This is a genomic window from Flavobacterium sp., assembly GCF_044368995.1.
GTDB lineage: Bacteria > Bacteroidota > Bacteroidia > Flavobacteriales > Flavobacteriaceae > Flavobacterium.
The window spans coordinates 1-4,766 of sequence record NZ_JBIPMS010000126.1 but is presented as its reverse complement, the minus strand read 5'-3'; the positions used below and the strand labels follow the sequence as shown (position 1 = coordinate 4,766).

Sequence of the window (4,766 nt, the reverse complement as noted above, 5' to 3'; positions counted from 1 at the left end):
AAAGAAAGTTTTGCTTTTGCTTTTAATGCTTTGAGAAGTAATAAATTACGAACATTTCTTTCTCTACTTGGAGTAACTGTTGGGATTTTTTCTATTATTGCTGTTTTAGCGGCAGTTGATTCTTTGAAAAAAAATATTGTAGATAGTTTAGATGGGATGGATAAAAACACCATTTATTTATTCAAATATTCTTTTGGACCAACGGAGGTGGAAGAATGGAAGCGTGATCAATTTCCGCATGTAAAATATGATGAATATCAATATTTACAAAAAAGCATGGCAGATATTGATAAAATTTCATTTAATTTTTTTACTGGCAACCAGAATATAAAATATGATGAAAACACGGTTAATTCTATTCGCGTTAAACCTTCAACAAATGAATTTTTTGAAATTGAACCTTTTAAAGTAGATAAAGGCAGGTTGTTTAATGAGGCAGAATCTAATTCTGGAACCTCAGTAATTGTAATTGGAAGTGAAGTTGCGGATGGCTTATTTAAAGGCAACGAACCTATTGGAAAACAAATTCGGTTATATGGGCAACGATTTACAGTCATTGGCGTATTAAAAAAAATGGGACAAAACGCCTTTGGAGATTCCAATGATGTAGCGGTTTTTTTACCAGTAAATAATATTAGAAAATTATATGGTGATAACAGCACAAATTTTACACCTGCCATTTTAATCAAACCAAAAGCAGGTGTTGATATTGAAGAATTTAAAGCAGAATTAACCAATAAAATGAGAAATATAAGAGGTTTACGAGCTGGAGAAATTAATAGTTTTTTTGTAAATATTTTGTCTGGTTTTACAAATTTTATTGATGACATTATTGGTAAGATGAATCTTGCAGGTTGGGGAATTAGTATTTTTTCGCTTTTAGTTGGTGGTTTTGGAATTGCAAATATTATGTTTGTTTCTGTAAAAGAGCGCACCAATTTAATTGGAATTCAGAAAGCTTTAGGCGCTAAAAACAAATTTATATTGTTTCAGTTTTTATTTGAAGCAGTAATTTTAGCGATGTTTGGCGGATTAATAGGAATCGTTTTAGTTTGGATAATTGCTTTGATTTTAACTAACGTTTTAGATTTTGAATTTGTATTGAGCTCTTTTAATATTTTACTGGGCTCTGGTTTATCAATAATTATCGGATTAATATCAGGAATTTTGCCAGCTATTTCTGCTTCTAAATTAGATCCTGTGGAAGCCATTCGAACAGGAATGTAATAACTATATATAAATAAAAAAGCCGATTTTGAAAGTTCAAATCGGCTTTTTTGTGCTATAAAATTAAATAAAATTACAACACGTATTTTAAGCTAAACACCACAAAACGAGGTTGCACATAAAAACTTGAAAAGTTTGTAGAACCACCTAACGCATTAAAGCTATTATCGTTTAATGCTGTTGTATTTAATAAGTTGGTAGCACTAACCTTATACTCAAATTTACTATCTCTTTTTTGATATGATAATGATGCGGTTAAAAAATCATATTCAGTATCAAAAGTTTTCGCTTTATCTCTATTGTGATAAAAATTGTATTCAGATGTAAATGAAAAGGCATCTAAAAAGAAATATTCTAATGTTACCGAAGGATTATCTACATAATTTATCTGATTTTGAAAATCGTTTATAGTGAATTCGTAGGACAATTCAATATTTGGTATTTTTTTAAAATTGGTTGAAAATCCGATATCATAGTTTTGTGTAAACGATTTTGTATTTTGAATATATTCTGAATTGTCTGGATTGACACGAATATTATTATTTGAGCTTTTACTCATACTTGCTGAACCATCTGCTTTAAAATATCTTGCAAAAGATCTACCATAATTAAATCTTCCTGAAAGCGACTCATTTGGAAAATTAGAATTAATATTTACAGAGCTTGAAACCTGATTTACACCTGTTAATAAAGCACGATTGGTAATAATTTCGGTTTGTTTCGTATAGGTAACATTTGCAGATATATTTTCCATATTAAACATGCTGAATTTAAAGAAACGCAAGGAGTGCACTTGTGAAATCGAGTTTTCTAAGAATCTATTTCCACTATACAAACTGTTATAATTAGAAAACACATAACCTTGTGCCAGTTTTACAACATCTGTAAAATTATTAGATAACGAGAAATTATAGGATAATGTTTGTGATTTTTTCATTTGCCATAATGCAAAGAAATCAGGCAAAACTCTATTGAAACTCATTTTATTTGTACTGTTCAATTGGGTGTCGTTGGTGTTAAATTGATGCAAAGTAACTCCTGGATTAAAAGTAAATTTTCCCACCAACATTTTGTAATGTAGTCCAACAAAAGCATCGTTAAATACATAATTTACTTGATTGGTGTTTTTGCTATCGGATAAATTATTTTGTGAGCCATTATCCAGTGTTTGAAACATATTGGAGTTAAAGTTTTGATATGAATACGTGTTCCCAATGGTAACATTAATATTGCTTTTCGGTGTTACCATGTAGTAATAATCAAATTTACTATCAGTTTTATTCGTTTTTATAAATCGGTTTTGATTGATATTATTTCTTGTTTGTGTGCTATTGTATCCTGCTAAAATAAATGGTTGTATTTGTAAATTGGCGTTGTAAAACGGATCTTCTTGCTGAAATAAATTTTGCATTTCAAAAGCAAATACATTTTTGTCGTTTAGTGTATAATAGTAGTTTAAATTTTGATTTAATGAAATAGGTTGTTGGTTTTTTTCGGTTAAAATATTCCCTTGTAAACTTGATACAACATTTTGTCTTTCCAATTGATCGGATGTTTTAAGTAACGCATCATAATCTAAGTGCATTTTGGTAGAAGGCACGTAGCTACTACTTAATTTAAACAATCCTAAATTGTTTCTCTGTCTCGAATTATCTTGACGTGTTTCTGTAATATTTACAGTCGTACCATTTGGTAATCTATCTACACGATTGTAAATATTATCGGTTTGTAAATCGGTTTTGTTGTACGAGTAAATACCAAACCCACTAATTGTCCATACTTTTGAAGGATTGTAAGAGAAGTTAGCCGCGCCAAATTTTGTATCAATATTTTTAGCACGATTGTTTCTTAATCCGCCAATTCCTAAATCGTTTGATGAAACATTAAAACTAGAACCCCCTTTTCGCATCATATTTCTAAATCCACCTGTAAATTTAAAATAGTCTTGCGTGGTAAGCGGTAATTCACCAATATTGTTTAAATTTCCAATTAAATTTACACTGTATTTTGGACTATAATAAAATAGTTTTGGGTTAACAATACTTCTATTTTTCGAGTCGATAATGCCTTCTCCAGCAAGCACATCACCAAACCAAAAGTTAGTTTTTCCTTGTTTTAATTTTATATTAATAGCAATATTTTCTTCATTATTTTCGAATCCTTTTAAATTAGAAACTTCATTATAATTTCTTAGTACTTGTATCTTATCAATGGCGTCTGCAGGAATGTTTTTAACTCCTAATTTGGTATCACCATCAAAAAAATCTTTACCGTTTACCATTAGTTTTTGTGCTGTTTTTCCTTCTACCGAAATTTCTCCGTCTTTATTAACAGATACGCCAGGTAATTTTTTAAGTACATCTTCTAATTTTTTTTCAGTTCCGTTGGTAAACGAATCAGAGTTGTAAATAATGGTATCGCCACTTATTCTTACAGGCATTTCTCGGACAATTTCAACCGTTTCAATGGTGTTTGAATTAGATAAAACAATATTTAAAGTTTGATTTTCTTTTGTTGTAGTAATTTTTTGTTCAAAAGGCGTATATCCAATATAACCGGCTTTTATAATATATTCAGTATTTGGTTTTAAGTTTAACGAAAACTCCCCTTTTTCACTGGTAATGTTATACGCATCCATTGCCTTTGTGACTTGGTTAATAGCCATTACATTGGCTGTTTCTATTACCAAATTGTCGCTATCTTTTAGTATTCCTGAAACCTTTACCGATTGTGCGTAACTCATTCCAGTAAGAAACAAGCTTAGTACTAAAATTATTTTTTTCATTAAGTGTGTTTATTAGTTTTTTGTTTCATGGAAGATAACACCGTCATTATCTTCCATTTGTTTCTGCATTTTTTTCTCGTATTTTTCGTATTCTTTTTTTGAAATGACTTTACCAGAATTGGGAATTTTTATTTTTACTGTTTCATTGTTTTTTATGCTTACTTTCGTACAAAAGTAAATATAATTTTCATTTTCCAATTGTAATATTAACCCAGGTAATCCCCAAACGCCGTTTGGACCAAAACTAACAGGTATTTCACTGGTGTACCAAGCTGTAATAGTTTTTGGTTCTGGTTTTTTCATTTCAAATAAAGTAGTTTTCCCGTTCTTTATTTTTTCCTGTTGACGGTTGTATGCCTCTAAATCATTTTTAGAAACGGGTTCTAAATAAGTTGCTTTTACGCAGTTATAATCACCAATTATTTTTGTTTCGTTGGTTATTTGCCAAGCAATTTTTGGTAACGAATCTTTTATCACAAATTCATCACCAAAAATATCTTCTTCAGTGTATGAAATTTTATCTTTTGTATTCATATATTTATCTCCATCACCATACATACTAAAAGAAATAGACATGCCGCCTTGTGTTGGATTTGGTTTCTCTAATGCTACAACTTCTTCAAAAAGCGCTTCGTTTTTATTGAATGTTAAAAGGTAGTTTTTTTGAAATGCTTTTGCCATTGCTTCTTTCATTGCTTCTTTATCAAAACCAATTATTGCATCTTCCGCCGCTTCTTTTTCAGATTCTTTTGAA

3 protein-coding genes are annotated in these 4,766 nt (G+C 29.9%); 1 reads left to right on the top strand and 2 read right to left on the bottom strand.

All coding sequences use genetic code 11. The features are described 5' to 3' along the window. Window positions 1–1,227 (top strand): ABC transporter permease (locus ACIQ2I_RS08005; RefSeq protein ID WP_396181899.1); only part of this gene is annotated, 1,227 nt, incomplete at its 5' end. 73 nt (window positions 1,228–1,300) lie between these two features. Here ACIQ2I_RS08005 and ACIQ2I_RS08000 read toward each other — a convergent pair. Together ACIQ2I_RS08000 and ACIQ2I_RS07995 are read right to left on the bottom strand one after the other, a co-directional pair. Beyond that, a complete protein-coding gene (locus tag ACIQ2I_RS08000) occupies window positions 1,301–4,012 on the bottom strand; it encodes a carboxypeptidase regulatory-like domain-containing protein (RefSeq protein WP_396181898.1) in 2,712 nt (903 codons plus the stop codon). A 12-nt stretch (window positions 4,013–4,024) separates the two neighbouring features. Then, the coding region (locus tag ACIQ2I_RS07995; RefSeq protein ID WP_396181897.1) for a GLPGLI family protein at window positions 4,025–4,766 on the bottom strand (742 nt) is incomplete at its 5' end.

Coding starts and splice junctions, on each gene's coding strand:
- ACIQ2I_RS08000 (WP_396181898.1), bottom strand. CDS start 4,012: ATGAAAAAAATAATTTTAGTACTAAGCTTGTTTCTTACTGGAATGAGT.